The 23,531-nt window shown below is 65.6% G+C and carries 29 protein-coding genes and 1 tRNA gene; 14 read left to right on the forward strand and 16 right to left on the reverse strand.

Going from position 1 to position 23,531, the window contains the following annotated elements; translation table 11 throughout:
* Positions 1-348: 348 nt before the first annotated feature.
* The 8 genes from LXM94_RS00670 to LXM94_RS00705 all read right to left on the reverse strand — a co-directional run bounded on the left by LXM94_RS00670 (position 349) and on the right by LXM94_RS00705 (position 3,929).
* Positions 349-771, reverse strand: a complete 423-nt coding sequence (locus tag LXM94_RS00670) for a type II toxin-antitoxin system VapC family toxin (protein WP_235769219.1) — start codon at positions 769-771, stop codon at positions 349-351.
* Positions 771-1,019, reverse strand: coding sequence for a type II toxin-antitoxin system VapB family antitoxin (vapB, locus tag LXM94_RS00675; protein ID WP_235769220.1), 249 nt, complete (start codon positions 1,017-1,019; stop codon positions 771-773). The genes LXM94_RS00670 and vapB overlap by 1 nt, the downstream gene beginning before the upstream one ends.
* A 207-nt stretch (positions 1,020-1,226) precedes the next feature.
* A complete protein-coding gene (locus LXM94_RS00680) occupies positions 1,227-1,535 on the reverse strand; it encodes a HigA family addiction module antitoxin (RefSeq protein WP_235769221.1) in 309 nt (102 codons plus the stop codon).
* 8 nt (positions 1,536-1,543) lie between these two features.
* Positions 1,544-1,840, reverse strand: a complete 297-nt coding sequence (locus LXM94_RS00685; protein ID WP_235769222.1) for a type II toxin-antitoxin system RelE/ParE family toxin — start codon at positions 1,838-1,840, stop codon at positions 1,544-1,546.
* A gap of 119 nt (positions 1,841-1,959) precedes the next feature.
* Positions 1,960-2,283, reverse strand: coding sequence for a sunset domain-containing protein (locus LXM94_RS00690; protein ID WP_235769223.1), 324 nt, complete (start codon positions 2,281-2,283; stop codon positions 1,960-1,962).
* A gap of 184 nt (positions 2,284-2,467) precedes the next feature.
* The gene (locus tag LXM94_RS00695; protein WP_235769224.1) at positions 2,468-3,235 is read right to left on the reverse strand and encodes a class I SAM-dependent methyltransferase; all 768 of its coding nucleotides are present in this window, start codon (positions 3,233-3,235) and stop codon (positions 2,468-2,470) included.
* A 9-nt stretch (positions 3,236-3,244) separates the two neighbouring features.
* Positions 3,245-3,532 (reverse strand): hypothetical protein, encoded by a 288-nt coding sequence (locus LXM94_RS00700; protein WP_235769225.1) that lies wholly within the window; start codon positions 3,530-3,532, stop codon positions 3,245-3,247.
* Between the two features lie 58 nt (positions 3,533-3,590).
* On the reverse strand, positions 3,591-3,929 hold the full coding sequence (locus LXM94_RS00705) for a hypothetical protein (RefSeq protein ID WP_235769226.1): 339 nt from the start codon (positions 3,927-3,929) through the stop codon (positions 3,591-3,593).
* A gap of 239 nt (positions 3,930-4,168) precedes the next feature.
* On the opposite strand from LXM94_RS00705, the gene LXM94_RS00710 reads away from it, so the two are divergent.
* The 4 genes from LXM94_RS00710 to LXM94_RS26005 all read left to right on the forward strand — a co-directional run bounded on the left by LXM94_RS00710 (position 4,169) and on the right by LXM94_RS26005 (position 7,010).
* On the forward strand, positions 4,169-4,627 hold the full coding sequence (locus LXM94_RS00710; RefSeq protein WP_235769227.1) for a YbaK/EbsC family protein: 459 nt from the start codon (positions 4,169-4,171) through the stop codon (positions 4,625-4,627).
* A 106-nt stretch (positions 4,628-4,733) separates the two neighbouring features.
* A complete protein-coding gene (locus tag LXM94_RS00715) occupies positions 4,734-5,915 on the forward strand; it encodes a DUF3095 domain-containing protein (RefSeq protein WP_235769228.1) in 1,182 nt (393 codons plus the stop codon).
* Positions 5,912-6,403, forward strand: a complete 492-nt coding sequence (locus LXM94_RS00720) for a hypothetical protein (protein ID WP_235769229.1) — start codon at positions 5,912-5,914, stop codon at positions 6,401-6,403. The genes LXM94_RS00715 and LXM94_RS00720 overlap by 4 nt, the downstream gene beginning before the upstream one ends.
* A gap of 472 nt (positions 6,404-6,875) precedes the next feature.
* Positions 6,876-7,010, forward strand: coding sequence for a hypothetical protein (locus LXM94_RS26005; protein ID WP_268964937.1), 135 nt, complete (start codon positions 6,876-6,878; stop codon positions 7,008-7,010).
* A 111-nt stretch (positions 7,011-7,121) separates the two neighbouring features.
* Here LXM94_RS26005 and LXM94_RS00725 read toward each other — a convergent pair.
* A tRNA-Pro gene (locus LXM94_RS00725) sits at positions 7,122-7,198 on the reverse strand.
* Positions 7,199-7,364: 166 nt separating this feature from the next.
* Here LXM94_RS00725 and LXM94_RS00730 point away from each other — a divergent pair.
* The 3 genes from LXM94_RS00730 to LXM94_RS00740 all read left to right on the forward strand — a co-directional run bounded on the left by LXM94_RS00730 (position 7,365) and on the right by LXM94_RS00740 (position 11,170).
* On the forward strand, positions 7,365-7,910 hold the full coding sequence (locus LXM94_RS00730; RefSeq protein WP_235769230.1) for an MgtC/SapB family protein: 546 nt from the start codon (positions 7,365-7,367) through the stop codon (positions 7,908-7,910).
* Between the two features lie 208 nt (positions 7,911-8,118).
* Positions 8,119-9,852 (forward strand): type I secretion system permease/ATPase, encoded by a 1,734-nt coding sequence (locus LXM94_RS00735; protein WP_235769231.1) that lies wholly within the window; start codon positions 8,119-8,121, stop codon positions 9,850-9,852.
* Positions 9,853-9,874: 22 nt separating this feature from the next.
* Positions 9,875-11,170 carry an HlyD family type I secretion periplasmic adaptor subunit gene (locus LXM94_RS00740; protein ID WP_235769232.1) on the forward strand — a complete coding sequence of 432 codons (1,296 nt, stop codon included), beginning with the start codon at positions 9,875-9,877 and terminating at the stop codon, positions 11,168-11,170.
* Between the two features lie 293 nt (positions 11,171-11,463).
* Here the strand turns inward: LXM94_RS00740 and LXM94_RS00745 are convergent, their stop codons facing one another.
* The 4 genes from LXM94_RS00745 to LXM94_RS00760 form a co-directional block, all read right to left on the reverse strand.
* Positions 11,464-11,934: a hypothetical protein gene (locus LXM94_RS00745; RefSeq protein WP_235769233.1), complete on the reverse strand. Its 471-nt coding sequence runs from the start codon at positions 11,932-11,934 to the stop codon at positions 11,464-11,466.
* A gap of 127 nt (positions 11,935-12,061) precedes the next feature.
* A complete protein-coding gene (gene cysN, locus LXM94_RS00750; RefSeq protein ID WP_235769234.1) occupies positions 12,062-13,540 on the reverse strand; it encodes a sulfate adenylyltransferase subunit CysN in 1,479 nt (492 codons plus the stop codon).
* A gap of 1 nt (position 13,541) precedes the next feature.
* Positions 13,542-14,492: a sulfate adenylyltransferase subunit CysD gene (cysD, locus tag LXM94_RS00755; protein ID WP_235769235.1), complete on the reverse strand. Its 951-nt coding sequence runs from the start codon at positions 14,490-14,492 to the stop codon at positions 13,542-13,544.
* A gap of 49 nt (positions 14,493-14,541) precedes the next feature.
* On the reverse strand, positions 14,542-15,291 hold the full coding sequence (locus LXM94_RS00760; protein WP_235769236.1) for a phosphoadenylyl-sulfate reductase: 750 nt from the start codon (positions 15,289-15,291) through the stop codon (positions 14,542-14,544).
* Positions 15,292-15,595: 304 nt separating this feature from the next.
* Here LXM94_RS00760 and LXM94_RS00765 point away from each other — a divergent pair, with 304 nt between their 5' ends.
* From LXM94_RS00765 to LXM94_RS00785, 5 genes are all read left to right on the forward strand, one after another.
* Complete coding sequence (locus tag LXM94_RS00765; protein ID WP_235769237.1) at positions 15,596-16,501, forward strand: calcium-binding protein; 906 nt, start codon at positions 15,596-15,598, stop codon at positions 16,499-16,501.
* Between the two features lie 140 nt (positions 16,502-16,641).
* Positions 16,642-17,082 carry an RrF2 family transcriptional regulator gene (locus tag LXM94_RS00770; protein WP_235769238.1) on the forward strand — a complete coding sequence of 147 codons (441 nt, stop codon included), beginning with the start codon at positions 16,642-16,644 and terminating at the stop codon, positions 17,080-17,082.
* A gap of 193 nt (positions 17,083-17,275) precedes the next feature.
* The gene (locus tag LXM94_RS00775) at positions 17,276-18,310 is read left to right on the forward strand and encodes a sulfate ABC transporter substrate-binding protein (RefSeq protein ID WP_329605575.1); all 1,035 of its coding nucleotides are present in this window, start codon (positions 17,276-17,278) and stop codon (positions 18,308-18,310) included.
* A 97-nt stretch (positions 18,311-18,407) separates the two neighbouring features.
* Entirely contained in the window at positions 18,408-18,800 is a 393-nt protein-coding gene (locus LXM94_RS00780; protein WP_235769355.1) for a DUF6152 family protein, read from the forward strand.
* Positions 18,801-18,813: 13 nt separating this feature from the next.
* Positions 18,814-19,284, forward strand: coding sequence for a DUF2214 domain-containing protein (locus LXM94_RS00785; RefSeq protein WP_235769239.1), 471 nt, complete (start codon positions 18,814-18,816; stop codon positions 19,282-19,284).
* Between the two features lie 231 nt (positions 19,285-19,515).
* On the opposite strand, the gene LXM94_RS00790 is transcribed toward LXM94_RS00785, so the two are convergent.
* Both LXM94_RS00790 and betA read right to left on the reverse strand, forming a co-directional pair.
* Positions 19,516-19,674, reverse strand: coding sequence for a hypothetical protein (locus tag LXM94_RS00790; RefSeq protein ID WP_235769240.1), 159 nt, complete (start codon positions 19,672-19,674; stop codon positions 19,516-19,518).
* A 59-nt stretch (positions 19,675-19,733) separates the two neighbouring features.
* Positions 19,734-21,389, reverse strand: coding sequence for a choline dehydrogenase (gene betA / locus LXM94_RS00795; protein ID WP_235769241.1), 1,656 nt, complete (start codon positions 21,387-21,389; stop codon positions 19,734-19,736).
* A 53-nt stretch (positions 21,390-21,442) separates the two neighbouring features.
* Between betA and LXM94_RS00800 the strand changes: the two genes are divergently transcribed.
* Together LXM94_RS00800 and LXM94_RS00805 are read left to right on the forward strand one after the other, a co-directional pair.
* Positions 21,443-21,688 carry a type II toxin-antitoxin system RelE family toxin gene (locus LXM94_RS00800; RefSeq protein ID WP_235769242.1) on the forward strand — a complete coding sequence of 82 codons (246 nt, stop codon included), beginning with the start codon at positions 21,443-21,445 and terminating at the stop codon, positions 21,686-21,688.
* 3 nt (positions 21,689-21,691) lie between these two features.
* Positions 21,692-22,057 carry a helix-turn-helix domain-containing protein gene (locus LXM94_RS00805; RefSeq protein WP_235769243.1) on the forward strand — a complete coding sequence of 122 codons (366 nt, stop codon included), beginning with the start codon at positions 21,692-21,694 and terminating at the stop codon, positions 22,055-22,057.
* A gap of 10 nt (positions 22,058-22,067) precedes the next feature.
* On the opposite strand, the gene betB is transcribed toward LXM94_RS00805, so the two are convergent.
* A complete protein-coding gene (gene betB, locus LXM94_RS00810) occupies positions 22,068-23,531 on the reverse strand; it encodes a betaine-aldehyde dehydrogenase (protein ID WP_235769244.1) in 1,464 nt (487 codons plus the stop codon).

Consider the following 23,531-nt stretch of genomic DNA (forward strand, 5'->3'; position numbering starts at 1 on the left):
CTTGCTCTCCTCGCAAAGGGCCGAAAGTGTAACCCATCTATCCGGAATGAACTGTCACCCATCTCTCGGGAAGGGCACACCCCTGCAGGCTTCGGTTGGGCAAGCCGGAGTGCGGAAGGGCGATGGCACGCGCAGTTTAGGGTGCGGTATGTCATTTTATCGCCCCTAAGAATGTGATTTCATTTGTGGCGGCGGCGTATAACACGATAACCGGAAAAATCGTCATCCACGTCTGGCATCGAACCGTCCGGACGAAAATTCGGCCATTTTCATACATGCGTCGTAAAGACGTAAGGCCTTATCAAATTCACGCTGTCTATTTTCACTATCCGAGTCCGTCGCTCTCCCCTAGCCTTCTGATGTCCAGTCCTTGAACAGCAACCCCTGCACGCGCGCGAATTCGCGCGTGTTGTTGGTCACCAATATACATTCCGCCGCCAACGCATGACCGGCGATCATCGAGTCATTGCCGCCAATGGGCGTTCCCTTGGCGCTCAGGTCCCGCCTGACCCGCATGGCGTGTTCTGCGGATGCCGCGTCCCATGGCAGGATAACGGAGAGGCGGGAGACGAAAGCCTCCACCAGCCGCGCATGACGGGGCGAGGCATTGCGACCGACTGTGCCCAGCAGCATTTCGTAATAGGTGATGACCGAGATGACGATCCGGTGCTGATCGTCCACCGCCTTTTGCAGCCGTTCGAGCACCGAAGCCGGACGCTCGCGCATGATAAACGAGCAGATATTGGTGTCGAGCATATAGACGGCCGGCATCAGTGCTTCCCGTCCTCGTCGAGGGAGAATCGCCCTTCTTCGATCAGGTCGGGCCGCTCGCACAGGAAGTCCGGATCCGCGCGAGGTTCATCCATGAAGGACAGCCAGTCCGGCCGGACCGGACGCAGCAGGATCGTATCGCCCTGCCGCTCGATGGTCAGTTCGCTTATCCCTTGAAACTCAAAATCCTTGGGCAGGCGGATCGCCTGGTTGCGGTTGTTGCGAAAGATGGACACGGTGCGGGTCACGACGGGCCTCCAGAGTGAGGAAAATATCGTAGCATATGCCTTGCATATGTCAATTTTCATTCCTACGCCGAGACCCGCTCAAGCGTCTCCGCATTCTCCATGAGCGCCTTCATTTCTACCGGAGGCGACACGCTTTAAATGCTTCCAGAAACCCCCGCCATTTCCCGCAGGGTCCGTTCCGGACACAGGGGTTACGGCTTCCTCCCGCTACGCTGCCGCGTCGAGCGGTCTGGCGCGGTCGATCCGGGCGCGTTCCTGCGGATTGTGCATGGCGTCCCAAAGATCGGTGCGGCGCTGGACGTTCAACCCGAAGTCCGGGCTGTTGCCGAAGACGCGTGCAAGGATCAGTGCCGTCGGCGCCGTCACCGTGCGACGGTTGTTGCAAAGCTCGTTGACGTGCTTGCGCTGGACGCCCATCGCTTCCGCGAGCGCCGCTTGCGTCAGGCCGAGCGGCTCCATGAACTCCTCCGTCAGGATTTCGCCGACTGTTGCCGGCTTGCGCGTCGTCGTCAACATCCTATGCCTCATCGATAGCTGTGGTCATCGAGATAGAGTTCCGATGGTTCGCCGCGGCCGCTATTCCATCGAAAGACGGGCCGCCACTGCCTGTTGACGCGGACCGAATGGAAACCATCGAGATTTCCGCGCAATTTCCCGAAATGGTTGCTTGGCGGCACCCGCAGATCCTGGTCGGCCGTCGCATCGTCGATCATCTGGAGTTTACGGAACAGCCGGTTTTCCAGGCCAGCCGGAATTGCACGGGCATGGACATCATCCACGAAGAAAGCCCGCAGCCATTCGTCCCGAAACCCGGCGATCATCCGCCATCTCCAGCAGGGAGTGAATGTACCGCGCCATGGGACATTGATCAGGGGCATGACGGATGCCGAGGCGGCCGCTGGGCGCGACCGACGGTTCCGGGCGCCGCCCTGCGCGCGCCTCAGCCGGCCGGCCGCCATCCCGCGGCTCTCGCCTGCGCCGCCGTGCAGAACCAGCGTTCGCCATGCCCGGCGTCGATGCGGATCATGGCGTAGCGGGGGTGCTCGGGCGGGAAGAACCGGCGGTCGGCGGGGTCGGAGCCGATATTGCCCTTGATCCGGCAGCCGGTCGCCGCTGCGCGGAAGGCCGTGACGAGGCCGAGGCCGGACCAGTGGTCGGCGGCGACGAAGGCGAACCCGGTCACCACCAGCACGGTCATTGCGGACAGCAGCGGCAGGTGACGGCGCGGCGCCTCATGTCGCTCGATGAAATTCGGGTGCATCATACTCCCTCCGGCGAACGGCAATCATTGCGGTTTCGTGTTGCAGAGGGGTTAAAGATGATACGAAACAATGAATTGAAGTAATACCTAAAATACTAATGAAATGTTTCTGTTCCGTTCTGCCCGCCAATGGAACAGCGGCCTCGGGCCGGTCCGGCGGCCGGCCTGTTCCTGGCGATCGCCGGGATCAGGCGTCGCTGCCGCGCGCCGCCGTCGCCAGATGCCCGAGCGGGATGATCTCCCTGGCATCCGGCCGGAAGGGCGCGCCGCGCCAGTCGCCGAGCCAGGTCTCGACCGCGAGCCCCGCCTCGCCGATCAGTGCGGCGAGCCGTTCGCGGCCGATGAAGCGGATGCGCGAACTGGCCGACAGGGTCCGGCCGTCCGCCGGGCGATAGTGGGTCTCGTAGGTGGCGATGCCGCTCGCCGGATCGTAGACCGTGTCGTTCCATGCCGTCACGGGCCCGAGGTCCGGATGCTCGACCTGCCGCTCCGAAAGGCCGGGCGTCCATGCGCGCCATGCCTCCGCCGCCGGGTTGCGCATGTCGAGGACGAAGCGGCCGTGCGGCACAAGATGTGCGGCGATGGTCGCCAGCACCGCAGCCATGTCCCGGTCGCTCAGGAAGACCTGGAAGGCGTGGCCGGTCAGCGCCACGAGGTCGAAGGTCTCGCCGAGCCGGACGGTGCGGGCATCGCCCTCGACGAAGCGCACGCCGGCGGCACCCGGCCTGGCGCGGGCGATGGCGAGCATCGCGGCGGCCGGATCGACACCGGCGACGCGCCGCCCGGCCCCGGCAAGCGCCGCGGCGAGCGCGCCGGTGCCGCAGCCGAGGTCGAGCACGGAGGCGGCATCCTTCGCGAGCCCGCCGACATAGGCGAGGTCGTCCGCCCAGCCGTTCTCCAGGTCGTAGAAGGCGGCAAGGGCCGGATCGTCGTAGAGGCGGTCGTCAGCGGGCATCGGTCCCCCTCATTTCAGCCGCACCGGCCGCCAGACCAGGATGTTGCGCGCCCGGTCGCGGTCGATCTGCGACGGCAGCACGGCAATGTCGCGCCCGTCGCATTCCGAGCAGACGAAGCGGATCGCCTCCAGCGGCCGCGAGGAATTGGCGAATTTCGCCACGTCCGCCGCCAGGAAATTGGCGCAATGGCCGCAGCCCCTGCAGCGGACGGCGAGCAGCATGTCGTGGCGGGCGGCCTGGGCAAGGCTCTTGATCGTCGAGGTCATGTCCGCCAGAATGGAACGAATAGTGAACAAGTCAAGAGGCCGGGCGCCTGTGCGCCGGCCTTTCCCTTCGTTCCGTTCCGGCTGCGGTTCATTTCGCGGCGTCGAGCACCTTCTCGCAATGCGAGGGGCCGCCCTTCGAGTCCGGCCGGTCGACGACGGTGCGGATCTTCTGGATGCGATAGTCGGCATTGACGGTGAGTTCCACCTGGCAGGAGCGCCCGCGGATATAGCCGCCGCGCCACGTGTAGAGCGTTGCGCCGCTGCTGGCGGCCGTGTCGGAGAGCGGCGGGCCGTAGGCGGCGAAGAAGGTGCCGGCCGGCTTGCCGTTCCAGCGCGCGGCGAGCGGATTGGTGGGAATGGAGGGCGTCGAGGTGCAGGCCGTCAGGGCGAAGGCGAGACCGGTGAGGAGAGCTGTGCGGGCGTTCATGAGTAGGTGGTCCTTGGAACTCGGATGCGGGCGGCGCGCAGGCCGCGCTTGGGAGCATGCCCCGCATAGCGCAGCGCGCGCGAAAGGGGAATTCGCCGGCGCCGGTTTTCCGCGTGGTACACGATGCTCGCCCGCCGCATTTGCCGAATTGCAACAGTTTTGCGAATGGCCCGCAAATGGCCGGGCGCGCCGCAGCAGGCGGCTTGCCCGGCGCCGGCCGGTTGTTTAAGCCTAAGCCCATGAGTCTCGAATCCGTCCGCGCCTTCTTCCGGGCGCACGCACCCGACATCGCGGTCATCGAAACCGCCGAAAGCTCGGCGACCGTCGCGCTTGCCGCCGCCGCGCACGGCGTCGCGCCGGAACAGATCGCCAAGACGATCTGCCTGCGCGTCGGCGAGGAGACGATGCTGGTCGTCGCGAGCGGCACGGCGCGCCTCGACAATCGCAAGTTCAAGGACACGTTCGGCGGCAAGGCGCGCATGCTCGACGCGGAGCAGGTGACGGAGATGACGAGCCATCCGGTCGGCGGCGTCTGCCCCTTCGGCCTGGTACAGCCGCTGCCGGTCTATTGCGACCGGTCGCTGAAGGCGTTCACCGAGGTCGTGCCGGCGGCCGGCGCCACCAATGCGGCGGTGCGCATCGCGCCGGAGCGCATGGCCGACCTCGTCGGCGCGCGCTGGGTCGACGTCTGCCAGTAGGTGCATGCATCGGCCAGTCAGTCACGGCCGCCGCCGGGAATTTTGATCCCCGAATGTGCGCCGGAGGCGGTGCCGCCGGCCTGCCGCTGTGCTAGGGTGCGGCCCCATGACCGAAGCCGCCGCCGATCCCTTCTTCCGCGACCTGCCCGCCTTCTCGAACTTCGACGGCGTGACGGAGCTCGGCAACTATCGCCCGCTGCCCGCCGGCTGGTGGCTGGCGACCGCCGACATCGTCGATTCGACGGGAGCGGTCGAGGCCGGGCGCTACAAGGCCGTGAACATGGCGGGCGCCAGCGTCATTTCCGCCATCCTCAACACGCTCGGCCAGCACGATCTTCCCTATGTCTTCGGCGGCGACGGGGCGACGGTCGCGGTGCCGCCCGACCGGGCCGACGCGGCACGCAGCGCCCTTGCCGAGACGAGGCGCTGGGTCAGCGAGGAAATGCGCCTCGACCTGCGCGCCGCCATGGTGCCGATCGAGGCGGTACGGGCGGCCGGACGCGATGTGCTCGTCGCGCGCTATGCGGTGAACGACTTCGTCTCCTATGCGATGTTCGCCGGCGGCGGCGCGGCCTGGGCCGAGGCGTGCATGAAGGCCGGCGACTTCCTGGTTCCGCCGGCCGCCCCGGGTGCGCGGCCGGACCTGACGGGGCTTTCCTGCCGCTGGAGCCCGATCAGGGCCCGCCACGGCGAGATCGTCTCGATCATCGCATTGCCGGTCATCGGCGCCGACGGCATGACGCCGTTCCGCGCCCTCATCGCCGACATCGTCGCGCTTGCCGCCGGCGAGGAGCGGGAGGGGCATCCGGTCGCGGAAGAGGGGCCGACGCTCGGCTTTTCCGCGGCGGGCTTCGACGTCGAGGCGCGGGCGATCGCGCCGAAGGGCGGCAGGCGGTTCCGCCATCGCCTGCGCATCCTCGGCGAAATCGCGCTCACCGTCACGCTGGTCGCGCTGCGCGCCTCGGTCGGCCGGTTCGATGCGCGCACCTATCGCAGCGACGTCGCGGCCAATTCCGATTTCCGGAAGTTCGACGACGGGCTGAAGATGACGCTGGACATCGCCCCGGAACGTCTCGCCCGCATCGAGGATCGCCTGGAGACGGCGCGCCGTGCCGGCATCTGCCACTACGGCCTGCACCGGCAGGATACCGCCCTGATGACCTGTGTCGTGCCGTCGCCGCTCAGCCGCGACCACGTGCATTTCATCGACGGCGCCGCCGGCGGCTATGCCATCGCCGCCCGCCGCCTGAAGCGCAGCATGGCCGAGGTGAAACCGCTCGCATCGTGACGGCGGAGGCGGGTTCGGCCGCATTCCGCATGGACTTGCGGCGCGCAAATCGATTACAAGTTGTGTGTCGGCAAGGCAGCTGCGCCGAATCGGTGCTGTTTGGGCCGGAAATTGTGCATTTCTTTGGCACACTGCCGCGCGAACAAGGTTCTGACCCCGGCATATCAGAATATTTCCAAAAGAATGTCATCAAAACCACACGTAGATGTGGTGTTTTGCGGCAAATGGTGCTTTACTGTGAAAAATACCGAAAATCTGTGGGGAATATCATGTCGAGAACACCGGAAGAGTGGGGGCGGTTGCTCGGTAGCACCCTCGCGAAAATGAATGCCTGTGAGAGCCGCAAGGCACCGCTGTCGACCGATTCCTATCGCGTGATCGCGGAAACCATCGCCTGCGTCATGGCCGAGGCCCGCGCCGAAGGTTATGAACACGCCATGATGGCGCTCGAAGAGAAGGCGGGCGTTCCCCGCATCCTTCACGCCTGACCACCGTTTTCGGCTGACGGCGGCCCGCTTGGGTCGGCCGCGCCCGCGACTGCGGGAACGCCCTCGCGACGGCAACGGCGAGGCGCCGCATCTCCCCGTTGCAACCGGCCCGCAGGAAGGGCCGGAATTCGATCGAGCCCGGGCCGCGACGGCAGGCAGCGTCTTCCCGCCGTGTGGCGCATGGTCGACCGTCGGCCACGATCGCCGCACCGCTATTCCGCCCGCGGGCTCCCGATGGAACGAACAGGCCGGGTGCCCGCCTCTGCCAGGCGGAGAGCCTCCGGCATCATCCTGCGCCATATCAGCCCGCTGTCCTTCACGCCCTCGATCCGGTCGAGATAGGTCCGGTGACGGTCGCCGGCGATTTGCTGCCGCGAGCCGGCGGTCGGCCTGCGCACGATTTCGTGCGGGCGGCAGAAAACGGTCGACGCGGCGCGATCGTCGTGTAGCATGCATGCCGGAAGGAGACATCATGCTGCGAATCGTTGGAGCCGCCTCGGTATTCGCCCTCTATGTCGGCCTGATGTTCGGGCTGGCGGTTGTGCCGTTCTATCTCGACGCCCGGATCCTGTCCGATGTGGCCGACGAGGTCGCCGTGGTCGAGTGAGGCCCTGGCAGGGCGGAGGGTTGTGCCGCGTGGATGACCGGAAGACATGACCCGCCTGCCGCGAGCCGGGGGGACGGCGGCGGCGAAAGAGTCGGTTGTCGGGATTTCGGCTGGTCGGAGTGGCAAGATTCGAACTTGCGACCCCCTCGTCCCGAACGAGGTGCGCTACCAGGCTGCGCTACACTCCGTGACCAGCGGCGCCTCCTATAGAACAGGCCTCGGCGTTCCACAAGCGCTAAGTCGCAAAAAAATCGAGACGGGCACGGAGCTTGGCGTGCGCTTCGCCGACGATACGCAGACGACGGGAAACGGTGGCCTCGGGAACAATTCGCTGTTCGCCGCGTTGCGCAGGCCATGCAGGAGATCCTCGCTGACTTCTATCCGACGACAGAGCTGTCCTGTCCGGTCATCGCGGCACGGATGCTGGGCGCCGCCGTCATCGGTGCGCTGGTCGGCGTCGAGCGGGAATACCGCCAACATCCCGCCGGCCTGCGCACCCATATCCTCGTCAGCCTCGCCGCGTCGGTCTTCGCGATCATTTCGGTCGAGAGCATCCGGCTCGCGCCGTTTACGGCGGATCAGGTGCGCATCGATCCGTTGCGCGTCGTGGAGGCGGTGACGGCCGGCGTCGCCTTTCTGGCCGCCGGCATGATCGTCTTTTCGCGCGGCGAGGTGAAGAACCTGACGACCGGCGCCGGCATGTGGCTCGCCGGCAGCGCCGGACTGGCGGTCGGGCTCGGTTGCTGGTTCATCGCCGGCTTCGCCGCGGTGATCTGCCTTGTCGTGCTCGGCCTGCTCGGCCGGCTGGAAGTCACGGCGTTGCCGGGCGAAAGGGCATCCGGCCAGCGGCGAAAGCGTGCCGGGTCCGCGCCGCCTTCGCCGGCCGGCCGCGCCGCCTGACGTCCATGCCCGTATCCCTCGGCTCGTTCCACGCGCGCGGCCACCCGCCTGGACAGCCCGCGCCGGCGCATGAAGTGCGTGACATTTCCTTGCTTTGCGAATAAATCGCGCCCTATATCGTCACTGCATCAGGCAGGGGCTGCAAAAGACCCTCGATCGGGCGCAGCGGATCAGTATCCGGCGCCGGCTTTTGCGAAAAGGAACAGTCGTGGCACGAGTGAAGGCGAATACCGGCGTCGAGGAACTGAGACGCGTCCTGCGGGAAAGTGCCGGTTCCTTTCTGGCGATGGGCTTCTTCAGCTTCTTCGTGAACCTGCTGGTGCTGACAGGCCCGCTCTTCATGCTGCAGATCTACGACCGAGTGCTTGCCTCCCGGTCGGAAGCGACGCTCGTGGCGCTGACCGGCCTCGTCGTCGGCCTCTATCTCGTCATGGGCGTGCTCGACCATGTGCGCAGCCGCGTGGCGGCGCGTGTCGGCGCCCGCTTCCAGAACCGCTTCGACAGCCGCGTCTTCAACGCGGTGCTCGACCGCACTGCGCTCAACGCCCGCGGCATTGCCACCCATACCGGCATGCGCGACCTCGATTCCATCCAGAAGGCGCTCTCCTCGCCCGCCGTCTTCTCGGTCTTCGACATTCCCTGGACGCCGTTCTTCCTCTTCGTCATCTTCACCTTCCATCCCCTGATGGGCGTGCTCGGCATCGCCGGCGGGCTGATCCTTGTCGTGCTCACCTGGCTCAACCAGAACGGCACGAAGGGCGATCAGGAAAAGGCGATGATCGCCGGCCGCCAGAGCGACGAGCTCACGCAGACGCTGCAGAAGGAGAGCGACACGGTCCGTGCCCTCGGCATGCGCCGCGCCGTCGCCGCCCGCTGGCAGATGCTGCGCGACAAGGCGCTGGAAGCCAATATCCGCTACAGCGACAGCAACGGCTTCTACGCCATCTCCTCCAAGACGTTCCGCGTCTTCCTGCAGTCGGCGATCCTGGCGCTCGGCGCCTGGCTCGTGCTGCAGAACGAGCTCAGCGCCGGTGCGATGATCGCAAGCTCGATCATCATCGGCCGCGCACTGGCCCCGATCGAGGGCGCGATCGGCCAATGGTCGCTCGTGCAGCGGGCGTTCTCCGGCTGGCGCGACCTGTCGCTGCTGCTGGAACGGGTGCCGGAGGAGGACAGCCGCACGACGCTGCCGAAGCCGAAGGCGCTGCTCGAAGTCAGCCAGACGACGGTCGTGCCGCCGGGCGAGAAGGTGGCGACGCTGCGCATGCTCAATTTCAGGCTCGAGCCCGGCCAGGCGCTCGGCGTCATCGGCCAGAGCGCGTCGGGCAAGTCGACGCTGGCGCGCGTGCTGACCGGCATCTGGCCGCCGGCTGCCGGCGACGTCCGCCTCGACGGCGCCTCGCTCGACCAGTACGGCACCGACGGGCTTGCCGAGCATGTCGGCTACCTGCCGCAGGACGTCGTGCTCTTCGAAGGCACCGTCGCGGAGAACATTGCCCGCATGCAGCTCGATCCGGATCCGCGCCTGGTGGTCGAGGCCGCCAGGAAGGCGGGTGCGCACGACATGATCCTGCGCCTGCCGGACGGCTACGACACGCGGCTTCCGGCAAGCGGCGGGCGGCTTTCGGGCGGGCAGAAGCAGCGCGTCGGGCTTGCCCGCGCCCTCTATGGCGACCCGGTGCTGCTCGTTCTCGACGAGCCGAACTCGAACCTCGACGCGGAAGGCTCGCTGGCGCTCAACCTTGCGATCCGCAATCTCAAGGAAGAGGGCAAGTCGGTCGTCATCATGGCGCATCGTCCGGCGGCCATCGAGCAGTGCGACCTGATCCTCATCCTGGAAAACGGCCAGCGGCTCGCCTTCGGTCCGCGCGACGACGTGCTGCGCGCGCATCTGCGCAACCATGCGCAGGTGGTCGGCGGCACGGACGGCGGCAACAAGTAGGCGACAGGGAAAGGACTGGGCGATGGCGAAATCGTGGAGCAGCAACGGCTATGCACTCGTCGGCTATGTGACGGTCTTCGTCCTGCTCGGCGGCATGGGCGCCTGGGCGGCGCTGACGCGCATCAACGGTGCGGTCGTCGCCACGGGCATCATCGAAGTGGCGAGCAACCGGCAGGTCGTGCAGCACCAGACCGGCGGCGTCGTCGGCAAGATCTTCGTGCGCGACGGCACCACGGTCAAGGCCGGCGAGGTGCTGATGCGGCTCGACGACACGTTCGACCGTTCCGAGCTCGCCGTCATCGAAAGCCAGCTCTTCAGCCTGCTCGGCACGGCGGGCCGGCTGAAGGCCGAGCAGGACGGGCTTCCGGCGATCGAGTTCGATCCCGAGCTCGTCGCGGCGGCCAGGACGAGCACCGAGCTGAAGGACGTGGTCGACGGCCAGACGCGGCTGATGAAGGCGCGCCTCGATACGCGCGACAAGCAGATCGGCCAGCTTCAGGAGCGCAAGCTGCAGATCGCCAAGCAGAACGAGGGTCTGGACGGCCGCATCGCCGCCATGCAGACCCAGCTCCGGCTGATCGGCCAGGAGCTCGAGGCACAGAACAAGCTGCTCGCGCAGTCGCTGACCAATGCCAGCCGGGTGCTGGCGCTGCAGCGCGAGGAGGCCGACATCGCCGGCACGATCAACCAGGCCAAGGCGAATATCGCGGAGAACAACGGCAAGGTCGCCGAGCTTGAACTCGGCATCCTGAATGTCGACGCGGGCATTCGCGAGGAGGCGACGACGGCGCTGCGCGAGATCGAGGCGAAGATCGCCGAGCTCAGGGAACAGCGCAACGCCAAGCTCGAGACCCTGAGCCGCATGGACATCACCGCGCCGGTGCCGGGCGTCGTGCTCGGCATGCAGGTGCATGCCGTGCGCTCGGTCATCCGTCCCGCCGATCCGCTGCTCTACATCATTCCGCAGGAGACGGATCTCATCATCTCGACGCAGATCTCGCCGACGCAGATCGACCAGATCCATATCGGGCAGGTGGCGCATATCCGCTTTGCCGCCTTCGACCACCGCACGACGCCGGAGATCTTCGGCCATGTGACGACGGTCGCGGCCGACGTGCTTTCCGACCAGCGCACCGGCGCGACCTATTATCGCGCCGAGATCCGCCCGGATGCCGGCGAGGTGCAGAAGCTCGGTGATCGCCACATCATTCCCGGCATGCCGGTCGAGACCTTCATCCAGACCACCGAGCGCTCGCCGCTCGCCTATCTGGTAAAGCCGCTTTCGGATTATTTCGCGAAGGCGTTCCGCGAGCGGTAGTTTCCGTCCCGGAAAAGGGCAGGGGGGCAATTTCCCGTCCCGGCGCGCTGACGCCGTCGGCGGCCGGGCTCTTCATGGCCGCTTGCTGATGGAACCTTTCCGCCGCCCGGACATTTTTCCGTCGACCGGGCAACGGAAAGGAAAACAGGATGGTTCGCGCCCTTATACTCTGGATGATGGGTGTCCCGCTCTTCGTGGTGCTCCTCATCTGGTATTTCTTCTTCTGACCGAATCCTTCATTCGACAGCGATCAAAAAGGGCTCGCGCGAGCCCTTTTTCATGGCGAGGCGGATCTAAGGGCCAGGCCCTTGCGCATTGGGTTGGGCATCTCCTGTGCCCGTCGTCTCCGCATCGGCGGGCGCCAGGTCGACGAATTCGAGCCGGGCATTCGGGCTGTCGATCGTATAGCCGGTCACTCCGCAGCCATTCTTCTCCCGAACCGGCGACGCGCCGGTCAGCACGTAGCCCGGCAGGGCCGGATCGTAGTGGCCGGCAACGGGGTAGGGCGCCGGCTCGCAGCTGCGCCGGAAGGTGAAGGCCGTTCCCTCGACGCTCCCCTTCTTCTCGATCCTGCCGGTGAAGGCGACAAAGCCGGGACGAACGAAGCCGGCAAGCGAACTCTTGACGGTGCGATAGACGATCGCGCCCTTTTCGTAATCGATCTCCATGCGCGAGCCATTGTGATCAAATTCGGCGGCGAAAGCCGGCGCGGCCGCGAGCAGCATGGCGGCGAAGGCGGCAAGACGGTCGACGGTCAGAGGCATGGTGCACCCGAAGACTTGAAACGACGAGACGTTGCTGCCGCAGGACAGCCCTGTCAATCGGGGGAATGAAAGAAGGGCGGATACCCGACGGTATCCGCCCTTTGCCGTTTCGACTGGTCGTCGGACGTCAGCGGTCGAGGTCGGAAAGAACCTCCGCCGCGCGCCCGGCGCTCGTATGCCGGACATCCACGTCATGGCGGCGGTTGGCGAAGAGTTCCGTCGCCATCAGCTTGTCCGCGAGGTCGGCCGGCAGCGACAGGATCACCCGCTCGTCGTCCTTGTGGATGCCGCCGATCTCGGAGCTGCGGCCGGTGATCATGCCGCCGGCGACCGTATTGTGGCTGTCCGGATCGATCAGGATGAAGGCGCCGGTCGTGCGGTTCTCGCCATAGGTGTCGAAGATCGCCTGCTCGTCGAAGACGAGATGCACCTTGCCGATGCCGTTCATCGGCAGGCGTTCGGCCTTGTCCCACTTGCCGGTCTTGAGGTCGAGCTGGCTGGCCGGCTGGACGCTGACGCGCTGGCGGCGCGAGCCGCTCTTCAGCCAGTAGCGCTTGCCCGGCTCGATGCCCTCGGCCTGCAGCGCGACCATCTGCGCATCGAACTTGCGGCCGGTCATCGGCTGGCTGTCGATCGAGACGATCATGTCGCCGCGCGAGACGTCGACCTGCCGGTCGAGCACCAGCGTGATCGCGTCGCCGGCAACCGCCGCGTTGCGCACGAGGTCGAAGGTGACGATCTGCTTGACATTGGCGACCATGCCGGAGGGCAGGATCGTCACGCTGTCGCCGGGCTTCACGGCGCCGCCGGCAACGGTGCCCTGGTAGCCGCGGAAGCTTTCGCCGGGGCGCGAGACGCGCTGCACCGGCAGGCGGAAGCCGACCGTCTGGTTGGAGCGGGTGGTCGCCTTCTCCAGCGTCTCGACCAGCGTCGGCCCGTCGTACCAGGGCATCGCGGCGCGGCCGTCATAGACGACGTTCTCGCCCTTCAGGGCCGAAAGCGGAATGGCCGTCACCTGCTTGACGCCGAGCGACAGCGCCAGTTCCTTGAACTCGTGGGTGATCTCCTCGAAGCGGGCGCGGTCGTAGCCGATGAGGTCGATCTTGTTGACGGCGAGCACGAACTGCCGGATGCCCATCAGCGTCGCGATGGTAGCGTGGCGGCGGGTCTGTTCGAGCAGGCCGGCACGCGCATCGACCAGCAGCACGGCAAGGTCCGCCGTCGAGGCGCCGGTTGCCATGTTGCGGGTATACTGCTCGTGGCCGGGCGTGTCGGCGACGATGAAGGAGCGCCGGTCGGTCGAGAAGTAGCGATAGGCGACGTCGATCGTGATGCCCTGTTCGCGCTCGGCCTGGAGGCCGTCGAGCAAAAGTGCGAAATCGGGCAGGCCGAGATCGTTCTGCTTGCCGGAACTGTCACGCGCGAGCGTCGCGGCCTGGTCTTCCTTGACGGCCTTGGTGTCCCAGAGCAGGCGGCCGATCAGCGTCGACTTGCCGTCGTCGACCGAGCCGCAGGTGATGAGGCGGAGCGGGCGCGTGTCGCGGGTGGCGCGTTCGGGTTCGACGGCCGGATGCGCGACGGCGGTTGCGGTGGCGGAAACGGTCATCTCAGAAATACCCTTCGCGTTTCTTCTTTTCCATCGAGCCGGACTGGTCGCGGTCGATCGCGCGGCCCTGGCGCTCGGAGACGGTGGCGGTCTCCAGTTCGGTGATGATGTCGTCGAGCGTGGTGGCGGTCGAGCGGATGGCGCCCGTCAGCGGGAAACAGCCGAGCGTGCGGAAGCGGATGACGCCTTCCTGCTTCACTTCGCCGGGCAGCAGTTCGAGGCGCGGGTCCTCGGCCAGGATCATCATGCCGTCGCGTTCGACGAAGGGGCGCTTCTCGGCAAAATAGAGCGGTACGATCGGGATGTTTTCCGCCTGGATGTAGCGCCAGATGTCGACCTCGGTCCAGTTCGACAGCGGGAAGGCGCGCACGCTCTCGCCGCGGTTGACCATGCCGTTGTAGATGTTCCAGAGTTCCGGGCGCTGGTTGCGCGGGTCCCATTTGTGGTCCGGCGTGCGGAAGGAGTAGATGCGCTCCTTGGCGCGCGAGGCTTCCTCGTCGCGCCGCGCGCCGCCGAAGGCCGCGTCATACTTGCCGGCGTCGAGCGCCTGGCGCAGCGCCTCGGTCTTCATGATGTCGGTGTAGCGGGCCGAGCCGTGCGAGAAGGGCGTGACGTTCTCCGCAGCACCGCGCGGGTTGATATGCTCGATCAGGTCGAGGTCGTAGCGCTTCACGATCTCGTCGCGGAAGGCGATCATCTCCGCGAACTTCCAGCCCGTGTTGACATGCAGCAGCGGGAAGGGCACGCGGCCCGGATGGAAGGCCTTGCGGGCAAGGTGCAGCAGAACCGACGAGTCCTTGCCGATCGAATAGAGCATCACCGGACGCTCGAATTCGGCCGCCACCTCGCGGAAGATATGGATCGCCTCGTTTTCGAGGGCTTTCAGATGCGGATCGAGCGGCGCCTTTGCGGGCGCCGCCTTGGTCTCCGCGTCGATACGGATCTCGGACATTCTCAATCGGTCTCCAGATAGGCTGGCCGCGAAAGCGGAAAGCGCGCCGTCAGAGCGCGCTCGATTCCAGCGAGGGCAGGGCGGCGTCCGGGACATGGAGGCCGCATTCGCGCTTCTCGTCGTTTTCCCACCACCAGCGGCCGGCCCGTTCGGGCTCGCCCGGCTTGATGGCGCGGGTGCAGGGCTCGCAGCCGATGGAGGGATAGCCGCGCTTGTGCAGCGGGTTCACGGGCACCGCATTGTCCGCCACGAAGGCGTTCATCGTCTCGGTGCTCCAGTCGGCGAGCGGGTTGATCTTGATCAGGTTGCGCTCGGCGTCATATTCGGCAAAGGGCGTCTCCGCCCGGTTGCCGGACTGGCCGCGGCGCAGGCCGGTGATCCAGAAGGATGCCCCTTCGAGTGCGCGCGCAAGCGGCTTCAGCTTGCGCACGCCACAACAGGCGTGCCGCGCTTCGACGCTTTCGTAGAAGCCGTTCATGCCGTATTTCGCGACATACTCGTCGATGTCGTCCTTCTTCGGATGGAAGCGGACGATCTCGATGCCGTAGCGGTCCTCCGTCTCGCCGATCAGGTCGACGGTCTCCCGGAAGAGGCGTCCCGTCTCCAGCGTCGCGACCTCGATCGGCAGGCGGTGCGTGCCGATCTCCGCGGTGATGACCTGGTCCTCGATGCCGAGGCTGGAGGTGAAGACGGCGCGGCCGCCGAGGCTCGCAACGAGCGCGAGACGCCCGGCAAGGTCGAGACCCGCCAGTTGATCGTTGAGGGCCTTTGCGGTCCCGTTCTCGGTGATTGCAGTCATGGGATGGTCCTGTTCAATGTGCGGCGATTATCGCAGCCGGGGCGCGGGGCGGACAGCAAAACGGATTTCCAATCCCCGCCGCCCAGAGCAAATATCTCTCTATCTCCGTCGGATGACAGAAATCCTCACGCCGGACCTCCGGATGCAGCAATGGCGTCCGCGCCTCCCGGCGCGGCAGCCGGCCCCATCAGTCCGGAAAATATGACGAAAAATATCAACATAATCGTCGCGGTAAACTTGACAATCACATTCATGAAAAATAACTTGCGCCGCGAACTCAAGTTAACGTTCAGGAACCACTAAAATGGCAATCAACATCAAGGCCGGCTCGGGCAGCAATTTCGCCAATTTTCTGAAGAGCTTCAATGCGGAATTCGAGGCGTCCGGCTACGGTCAGTTCAGCGGTGACGACGGCATGTCCGGCAAGGAATATGCGGCGACCGACGCCAACGGCGACGGTGTCATCTTCACCGCCGACGAAACCGACTGGGCGTATGACTTCATCACGCACACGGTCTCCGGCTCCCTCGACGCCGTTACCTTCGGCGATTCCGTCGAACTCGACGACGGCAGCTTCACCTCCGACGTTGCCTTCAAGATTTCCAATCTCAACATCAACGACAGCGACACCGCCGAAGGCTTCCGCGAAAGCCTGACGGACGGCGACACGTCGAGCTTCCTCGCGCTCCTCAAGGAAAGCAACCTGAACTACACGGGTGCTGCCAAGAAGGACGTCTTCCAGGGCTATTCCGGCAAGGACAAGATCCTCGGCAACGGCGGCAACGACACGCTGAAGGGCGGCGGCGGCGGCGACACCGTGAACGGCGGCAAGGGCAGCGACACGCTCTATGGCCAGGCGGGCGCGGACAAGCTGCTCGGCGGCGCCGACGCGGACACGCTGCTTGGCGGCAACGGTGGCGACACGCTCGACGGCGGCGCCGGCAAGGACACGCTGACGGGCGGCTCGGGCGACGACACCTTCGTCTTCAAGAAGGGCTACGGCAACGACACGATCACCGACTTCGACGGTGGCCAGGGCAAGGGCGACGTGATCTCCTTCACCAAGGGTCTGTTCGACAGCTTTGCCGACGTCGAGGCGGCGGCAACGGAAGTCGGGGGCGACACCGTGATCGATTACGGCAACGGCTCGCTGACGCTCAAGGACTTTGCACTCGACGATCTGCACAAGAGCGACTTCCTCTTCGCCTGAGGCATCCGCCTCGTTGCTTGAAAACAATGGACGGCCGGGTTGACGCCCGGCCGTTTTCATTCCGTTCCGGTTTGAATTTCCGTGACGAATGCCGTAAAGCGCAACCTGGCTCCCGATCGGGCCGGAAGTGATGGCGTCGAATGATCTCTCAAAAGGCAAAATACGCGATGCGTGCCCTGATTGCGCTGGCACGCGCCAATCCGTCCGAGCCTGTCCTGATCGCCGACATCGCCGTTTCGCAGAACATACCCAAAAAATTTCTGGAGCAGATCCTGCTCGACATGAAGCATCGCGGCATCGTCGCGAGCCGCCGCGGCAAGCAGGGCGGCTACATGCTGCTGAAGCCGGCGAATGACATCACCTTCGGCGAGATCCTGCGCATGATCGACGGGCCGATCGCACCGCTTCCCTGTCTGTCGCAGACGGCCTACCGCAAATGCGAGGACTGCAACGGCGAAAGCGACTGCGAGATTCGCCATGTCTTCGCCCGCGTCGCCGATGCGACGCGCAACATCCTCTTCAACACGACGCTCGCCGACGCCCTTTCCGGCGACGGGGACACCGCCCGCCTGACGGCCTGACGGGCCTGCCGGCCCGGGCGAGATTTGCTCGCAAAAGCGGCTTGGCCGTAGCCCCATTGCTTGCAGCGGCCTCTTTCGGGCGGAAAACGGCCGCAGAACGGTCGCGAGGAGAAACAGATTCGCGCTCCGCTTTTTTCGACTTGATTAACACTACTAACTAGGTAGGGTTAATCGTCAATAAGAGGAGAGCCCTATGCCGACGACAACGAGACCCTGGATCAGCGCCGCCGCGAGCCTGCTCATGCTGGCGCTTTCCCTTCCCTCCGGCGCCGCGCACGCCGCGGACATCTCCCTGCTGAACGTGTCCTACGACCCGACCCGCGAGTTCTACGAGGCCTATAACGCCGCCTTCGCCAGCCACTGGAAGGAGAAGACGGGCGACGACGTGACCGTGCAGCAGTCGCATGGCGGATCGGGAAAGCAGGCCCGGGCGGTCATAGAGGGACTGGAGGCGGATGTGGTGACGCTGGCGCTCGAAAGCGACATCACGGCGATCGTCGAAAACAGCGGACGCATCGCAGCCGACTGGCGTGCCCGCCTGCCGAACAACTCGGCACCCTACACCTCGACGATCGTCTTCCTCGTGCGGAAGGGAAATCCCAAGGGGATCAAGGACTGGGGCGACCTGGTCAAGGGTGACGTGTCGATCGTTACCCCGAATCCGAAGACGTCGGGCGGCGCGCGCTGGAATTATCTGGCCGCCTGGGCCTGGGCCGACCGGGCGTTCGGCGGGGACGACGCAAGGATCCGCGCCTATGTCGGCGACCTCTACAAGCGCGTCGCGGTTCTCGACACCGGCGCGCGGGGCGCGCTCACCTCCTTCGCCCAGCGCGAGATCGGCGACGTGCTGCTCGCCTGGGAGAACGAGGCGAAGCTCGCCGGCAGGGAATTCGGCGCGGACTCGTTCGAGATCGTCTATCCTTCGCTGTCGATCCTCGCCGAACCCTCCGTCGCGCTGGTCGATGCGACGGTGGACGCGAAAGGAACGCGTGCCGTCGCTAAGGCCTATCTCGACTATCTCTACTCCGACGTCGGCCAGCAGCTCGCGGCCGCGCATTTCTACCGGCCGTCGCGGCCCGAGGCGGTGGACGCCGCCCTGCTTGCCGGTCTGCCGCCGCTCGAGATGGTCCGGATCGACGATCCGCTCTTCGGCGGCTGGGTAGAGGCGCAGCGGCATCACTTCGCCGGCGGCGGCGTCTTCGACGCGATCTACCGGCCGGACCGGTAAACCGGCGGCCGGTGCCGGTCATCAACTCTCGGTGAGGCGGTTTGCCAACCGCGGTCCGTGGCGCATCTTCATCCTCATGGCTTTCGACAGGGAGACGATGACGATGGTTTTTCCCACGCGACATGCATTGCTGGCCGGCGTCATGCTGGCCGGCGCGCTGACCACGACGGCGCTCGCCCATCATGGCTGGTCCTGGGCCGAGGGCGAGCAGACGGAGCTTCGGGGCACGATCCGCGCCATCTCCATGGCGCCGCCGCACCCCTCGCTGGAGGTGGCGGCGGCGGATGGCGAACGCTGGCAGGTCGATCTCGGCAATCCGCGCCAGACGGAGCGGTCCGGCTTCGTGGAGGGTTCGGCGACGGTGGGCGACGTGATCGTGGTGCTCGGCAACCGCTCGCTCGATCCGAACGAGAAACTGATGAAGGCCGTCAGGATCACCGTTGCCGGGAAGGTGTTCGACATCTATCCCGAGCGCATCGGGACGAATTGACGGAGCGCGTGGCATGGACGCGCTCGGCCTTCTCGCCGCGACGCCGGTTGCTGCGGCGCTGAAGGCATCGGCAACGCTCTACCTTCTCGTCAATGCCGCCCACATTCTGTCGATCGGCCTCGTCGTGGGCGCCGTTGTCCCGATGGATTTGCGCCTGATGGGCTTCTTCGGCCACCTGCCGGCGGCGATGCTGGGACCGTTCCTCGCGCGCGCCGCCGCCGCCGGCGTCGTCCTCGCGATCGTGACGGGCTTCTGCCTGTTCTCCGTCCGCCCGCAGCACTATGCGGCAAATCCCGCCTTCCTCGTCAAGATGGCGCTGCTCGCGCTCGGCATCGCCAACGCGCTGACCCTGCGCCGGAGCGCGGCCTGGCGCGCAATGGCCACGGCCGGCCGGCTGGCACCTTCACTCAGGCTGCGCGCCGGCGTATCGCTCGTCATCTGGATCTCGGCGGTGCTCGCAGGACGGTGGATCGCCTTCGTCTGACGCATGATGAGGCTCAGGCGCCATCCGCCTCGCTGCGCTGGCCGGCCGCGCCTGACCTTGATCGCGTCCGCGACGAGGGCGCGCCCGCCCGCCCGGAAGACGGGATCGCCGAGAAAAGCAAGCGGCTCGTTCGCTCCGGCGACGACCACGACGTTGATGTCGGTTTCCTTGCTGATGGCGTCCCGCGAGGCTTTGACATATCTGCGTTTCGTCGTCGCTGCCTTGCCGAGCTCATGCGGAAGGCTTCTCGTAGTGCGTCTGGATGCGACGTTCCTGCCTGTCCTTTTCAACCGGCGTCAGACGCCGCTGGCGGATCAGCGCATAGGCGATGACGGCGAGCAGCAGGAACGGCCCGACGCCGACCGCGAGCAGCCAAGGGGTATTTTCCATGGCTGGGATCTCCTTTCGCGGGGAGGGAATCCCGCGCCGGGTGGAATTGTTCCCGGCGGCTACCGGTCGCTCGTCTCCCAGCGCGGGTTGATCCACGGCTCCTGATTGCTGCGGGGGAGCGGCTGCTTGCCGAGGATGTGGTCGGCGGCCTTTTCGCCGGTCATGATCGAGGGGGCGTTGAGATTGCCGTAGGTGACATGCGGGAAGATCGACGAGTCGGCGACGCGCAGCCCCTCGACGCCGATGACGCGCGTTTCCGGATCGACCACCGCCATCGGGTCGCTTGCATCGCCCATCCGGCAGGTGCCGCAGGGGTGATAGGCGCTTTCGAGATGCTGGCGCAGGAACGCGTCGATCTGGTCGTCGGTCGTCACCCCTTCGCCCGGCTGGATTTCCGGGCCGCGGAATTCGTCGAAGGCCTTCTGGCCGAAGATCTCGCGGGTGAGGCGCACGCAGTGGCGGAACTTCTCCCAGTCCTCCGGGTGGCTCATGTAGTTGAAGCGGATGACCGGATCGGCCATCGGGTCGGCGGAGCGGAGCGTGACATTGCCGCGCGACTTCGACAGGTTGTAGCCGACATGCACCTGGAAGCCGTGGCTCTTCGCCGCCGCCTTGCCGTCATAGCTGATCGCGACCGGCAGGAAATGATACTGGATATCCGGCTGCTTGACGCCCGGCGCCGAGCGCAGGAAGGCGCAGGCCTCGAACTGGTTGGAAATGCCGAGCCCGGTCTTGGTGAAGAGCCATTGCGCGCCCGCCACCCCCTGCCAGAACCACGGCAGCCAGGAATAGAGCGACACCGGCTTGGTCGAGACCTGCTGGAAATAGAACTCCATATGGTCCTGCAGGTTGGCGCCGACGCCGGGGCGATCGGCCTTCACCTCGATGCCCATTTCCTTCAGGTGCTCCGCCGGGCCGATGCCCGACAGCATCAGGAGCTTCGGCGAGTTGAACGACGAGGCCGAGACGATCACCTCGCGGTTGGCCTTCACTACCTCGATCCTGCCGCCGCGTTCGATCTCGACGCCGGTCGCCCGGCCGTTCTCGATGACGATTTTCCGCGCGAAGCAGCGCACCAGCGAGACGTTCTGCCGCTTCATCGCGGGCCTGAGATAGGCATTGGCCGCCGACCAGCGCCGGCCGTTGTGCACCGTCTGCTCCATCAGGCCGAAACCCTCCTGCTTGGAGCCGTTGTAATCGTCCGTCAGCTCGAATCCGGCCTGCCTGCCGGCCTCGACGAAAGCATGGAACAGCGGGTTCTTGACCGGCCCGCGGCGCACATGCAGCGGACCGTCCGTGCCGCGCCAGCCCTCCTCGCCGCCATGCGAATGCTCCATGCGCTTGTAATAGGGCAGCACGTCGGCATAGGCCCAGCCCCGCGCGCCGAGGTCTTCCCAGCGGTTGAAGTCCTCCGCGTGGCCGCGCACGTAGACGAGCCCGTTGATCGACGACGACCCGCCCAGAACCTTGCCGCGCGGCGCGGTGATGCGGCGATTGTCGAGGTTCGGCTCGGGCTCGGAGAGATAACCCCAGTTGTAGCGCTTCATGCTCATCGGCCAGGCGAGTGCGGCCGGCATCTGGATGAACGGCCCGATATCCGACCCGCCATATTCCAGCACCATGACCGTATGTCTGCCGTCCTCCGACAGCCGATAGGCGAGCGCTGAGCCGGCCGAGCCGGAGCCGATGATGATGTAGTCTGCTGCAGGGGTCATGGCTGAATCACCAAGGATTTGTGAGATGTATAGCTATATGCTATGGTTGGCTCATGAAGCGGGTCGAGTATTCCAAGATCGCTAGAGCGGTACTGGACCGAATGCAGCCTAAGCGGCGGGCGGCTATCCGTTCCAAAGTCGACGCTTTCGCACGGGGCGATGTGGTGGATGTCAAAAAGCTGAGCGGAAGCAAGCTTTTGCGGATATGCGTCGGCGACGACCGTGTGCTCATCGACGAGGAGGCTGCACTGGTTCTGGTCGTCAAGGTCGGACCGCGTGGAAGCATCTATAAGGAGTGAAAGATGGGACAGTTGCGCAGGACCGTTATCGACGGGCAATCCTACGTCCTTATTCCGGAAGAGGACTACGAGGACCTCATCGACGGGATCGGGGCGGAAAAAATCATGGCCCGTATCCGCGCCGGTGAGGAGACCTGGCCGGCTGCGTTCGTCTACGAGCTTTGGGAAACCGACAGCCGCATTCGCTCTTTCCGCAACTATCGCGGCATGACTGTTTCTGCGCTTGCAGACGCTGCCGGCATTTCTCAGCCCTACCTCTCCGAGATCGAGGCCGGCAAGAAGACCGGTTCCGTCGATGTGCTGAAGCGCATCGCCAATGCCCTCAAGGTCGATCTGGACGACCTCGTTGTGGATGTCGAGCCGGACTGACGCTCCCATCTCAATACGGCGCCTCGCACGGACCCATCGCCACATAGACCGTCTTCAGTTCCGAATAATGCTCGATCGCCGCCAGCGAATTCTCCCGGCCGAAACCCGACTGTTTCGAGCCGCCGAAGGGGATTTCCACCGGCGCGAGATTGTAGGTGTTGATCCAGAGTGTACCGGCGTCGAGCTGATCGACGACCCGGTGGGCGCGCATGATGTCGGTGGTGAAGACGCCGCCGGAGAGGCCGAATTCGGTGGCATTGCCGCGCGCAATCACCTCGTCCTCGTGGTCGAAGTCGAGCACGCACATGACAGGTCCGAAGATCTCTTCCCGCGCGATGGTCATCCCGTCGGTGACGTCGGCAAAGACGGTCGGCTGGATGTAGAAGCCGTCGCCCGAAACGTCGTTCGGGATGCCGCCGCCGGTCAGAAGCGTCGCGCCTTCCGCCTTGCCCTTTTCGATATAGTCCATGACCTTGTCGCGCTGCGCCTTCGAGACCATCGGCCCGAGCTGCGTCGCCTCCTCCATCGGGTCGCCGATCAGGATTTTCTCCGTGCGTGCCTTCAGGCGGGCGAGGAATTGGTCCTTGATGCCCTTCTGCACGAAGACGCGGGTGCCGTTCGAGCAGACCTGGCCGGTCGAATAGAAATTGCCGAGCATGGCGCCGCCGATGGCGCTTTCGAGGTCGGCGTCGTCGAACACGATGAGCGGCGACTTGCCGCCGAGTTCCATCGTGACGTGCTTGAGCTCGGCAGCGGCGGCACCGGCGACCTTCTTGCCGGTCGGGACCGAGCCGGTCAGCGACACCTTGGCGACGTCCGGATGGTTGACGAGCAGCGGCCCGGTTGCACGATCCCCCTGGATGACGTTGTAGAGCCCCTTCGGCAGGCCGGCCTCGACGAGGATCTCGGCGATCTTCAGCGCGCCGAGCGGTGTGTTTTCGGACGGCTTGAAGACCATGGCATTGCCGCAGACAAGCGCCGGCGCGCCCTTCCAGCAGGCAATCTGCTGCGGATAGTTCCACGCGCCGATGCCGACGCAGACGCCGAGCGGTACGCGCTTGGTGAAGGCGAAGTCCTGACCCAGCGGGATATGACTTCCGTTGAGTCCAGCCGCGGCGACACCGCCGAAGAACTCGAAGGCATCCGCGCCGGACGTTGGATCGGCGACGATCGTCTCCTGGATCGGCTTGCCGGTATCGAGCGTCTCGAGTTCGGAAAGCGCGCGGTTGCGCTCGCGCATGATCTCGGCGGCACGCTTCAGGATGCGGCCGCGCGCGGTGGGGCTCGTCGCCGCCCATTCCTTCTGCGCGCGCTTGGCGGATGCTATCGCCTTTTCGACGATCGCCGGTGTGGCGGCGTGGAGCTTCGCGATTACCTCGCCGGTGGCGGGATAGACGCTCTCGAAGGGCGTGCCGGCGGTGTCCTCGACATAGGCGCCGTCGATGAAGTGCGAGGCTTTCGGTTGGGCTCTCAT

Origin of the sequence: Rhizobium alarense (assembly GCF_021555155.1) — a bacterium.
GTDB classification, from domain to species: Bacteria; Pseudomonadota; Alphaproteobacteria; order Rhizobiales; family Rhizobiaceae; genus Rhizobium_D; species Rhizobium_D alarense.

Coding starts and splice junctions, on each gene's coding strand:
- LXM94_RS00670 (WP_235769219.1), bottom strand. CDS start 771: ATGCCGGCCGTCTATATGCTCGACACCAATATCTGCTCGTTTATCATG.
- LXM94_RS00680 (WP_235769221.1), bottom strand. CDS start 1,535: ATGTTGACGACGACGCGCAAGCCGGCAACAGTCGGCGAAATCCTGACG.
- LXM94_RS00685 (WP_235769222.1), bottom strand. CDS start 1,840: ATGATCGCCGGGTTTCGGGACGAATGGCTGCGGGCTTTCTTCGTGGAT.
- LXM94_RS00690 (WP_235769223.1), bottom strand. CDS start 2,283: ATGATGCACCCGAATTTCATCGAGCGACATGAGGCGCCGCGCCGTCAC.
- LXM94_RS00695 (WP_235769224.1), bottom strand. CDS start 3,235: ATGCCCGCTGACGACCGCCTCTACGACGATCCGGCCCTTGCCGCCTTC.
- LXM94_RS00705 (WP_235769226.1), bottom strand. CDS start 3,929: ATGAACGCCCGCACAGCTCTCCTCACCGGTCTCGCCTTCGCCCTGACG.
- LXM94_RS00710 (WP_235769227.1), top strand. CDS start 4,169: ATGAGTCTCGAATCCGTCCGCGCCTTCTTCCGGGCGCACGCACCCGAC.
- LXM94_RS00715 (WP_235769228.1), top strand. CDS start 4,734: ATGACCGAAGCCGCCGCCGATCCCTTCTTCCGCGACCTGCCCGCCTTC.
- LXM94_RS26005 (WP_268964937.1), top strand. CDS start 6,876: ATGCTGCGAATCGTTGGAGCCGCCTCGGTATTCGCCCTCTATGTCGGC.
- LXM94_RS00730 (WP_235769230.1), top strand. CDS start 7,365: ATGCAGGAGATCCTCGCTGACTTCTATCCGACGACAGAGCTGTCCTGT.
- LXM94_RS00740 (WP_235769232.1), top strand. CDS start 9,875: ATGGCGAAATCGTGGAGCAGCAACGGCTATGCACTCGTCGGCTATGTG.
- LXM94_RS00745 (WP_235769233.1), bottom strand. CDS start 11,934: ATGCCTCTGACCGTCGACCGTCTTGCCGCCTTCGCCGCCATGCTGCTC.
- cysN (WP_235769234.1), bottom strand. CDS start 13,540: ATGACCGTTTCCGCCACCGCAACCGCCGTCGCGCATCCGGCCGTCGAA.
- cysD (WP_235769235.1), bottom strand. CDS start 14,492: ATGTCCGAGATCCGTATCGACGCGGAGACCAAGGCGGCGCCCGCAAAG.
- LXM94_RS00760 (WP_235769236.1), bottom strand. CDS start 15,291: ATGACTGCAATCACCGAGAACGGGACCGCAAAGGCCCTCAACGATCAA.
- LXM94_RS00765 (WP_235769237.1), top strand. CDS start 15,596: ATGGCAATCAACATCAAGGCCGGCTCGGGCAGCAATTTCGCCAATTTT.
- LXM94_RS00770 (WP_235769238.1), top strand. CDS start 16,642: ATGATCTCTCAAAAGGCAAAATACGCGATGCGTGCCCTGATTGCGCTG.
- LXM94_RS00775 (WP_329605575.1), top strand. CDS start 17,276: ATGCCGACGACAACGAGACCCTGGATCAGCGCCGCCGCGAGCCTGCTC.
- LXM94_RS00780 (WP_235769355.1), top strand. CDS start 18,408: ATGACGATGGTTTTTCCCACGCGACATGCATTGCTGGCCGGCGTCATG.
- LXM94_RS00785 (WP_235769239.1), top strand. CDS start 18,814: ATGGACGCGCTCGGCCTTCTCGCCGCGACGCCGGTTGCTGCGGCGCTG.
- LXM94_RS00790 (WP_235769240.1), bottom strand. CDS start 19,674: ATGGAAAATACCCCTTGGCTGCTCGCGGTCGGCGTCGGGCCGTTCCTG.
- betA (WP_235769241.1), bottom strand. CDS start 21,389: ATGACCCCTGCAGCAGACTACATCATCATCGGCTCCGGCTCGGCCGGC.
- LXM94_RS00800 (WP_235769242.1), top strand. CDS start 21,443: ATGAAGCGGGTCGAGTATTCCAAGATCGCTAGAGCGGTACTGGACCGA.
- LXM94_RS00805 (WP_235769243.1), top strand. CDS start 21,692: ATGGGACAGTTGCGCAGGACCGTTATCGACGGGCAATCCTACGTCCTT.
- betB (WP_235769244.1), bottom strand. CDS start 23,531: ATGAGAGCCCAACCGAAAGCCTCGCACTTCATCGACGGCGCCTATGTC.